1 protein-coding gene is annotated in these 716 nt (G+C 65.2%); it reads left to right on the forward strand.

The features are described from left to right. A partial coding sequence (locus EN879_RS37855) for a leucyl aminopeptidase family protein (protein WP_245493958.1) occupies positions 1–716 on the forward strand: 716 nt, incomplete at both ends.

Genomic DNA, 716 nt, shown 5'->3' on the forward strand with positions numbered 1-716 from the left:
GTCTTCGTGCTCGCGGCGGATGAGGGCGGCCTGAGCGACGTCGCCAAGCCCAGTGATCCCGGCAAGACACTGGAGCGGGCTTTTCCCGTGGCTGAGTTCACCGGCAAGTTCGCCAGCACGGTGGAAGTTCTGGCCCCGCAGGGAGCGTCGCTCGACAGACTGGTGGCGATAGGCACCGGCAAGGTGTCGGGACTGGACGAATATGCGTGGTTGAAGCTTGGCGGCACCGTTGCCGCGTCGCTGCGCAAGGCGACCGAGGTAGCGGTAGTCCTCGATGTGGTCGGCGCCTCGCCGAGCGCGAAGGACGCGGCAAGCCTTGCCGCGGGCATTCTCCTGCGCAGCTATTCCTTCGACAAGTACAAGACCAGGAAGGATAAGGACGACGGCAAGGCAGAGCCGAAGAAGCCGGTCAAGGTGACCATCCATACCGCCGATCCGGCCGCTGCGAAGAAGGCCTTCGCCGATGCCGAGGCGGTGATCGACGGCGTCCTTCTGGCGCGCGACCTCGTCAACGAACCGGCAAACGTGCTTGGGCCGGTCGAGTTCGCTGCCCGCGCCAAGGAACTCGAGGCACTCGGCGTCAAGGTCGAGATATTGGCTGAGAAGGAAATGAAGAAGCTCGGCATGGGCTCGCTGCTCGGTGTCGCGCAAGGCTCGCCACGCGGCGCCCGCATGGCGATCATGCAGTGGAACGGCGGCAAGCCGAAGGACAGCCC

Origin of the sequence: Mesorhizobium sp. M7A.F.Ca.AU.002.02.1.1 (assembly GCF_003998535.1) — a bacterium.
Lineage (GTDB): Bacteria > Pseudomonadota > Alphaproteobacteria > Rhizobiales > Rhizobiaceae > Mesorhizobium > Mesorhizobium ciceri.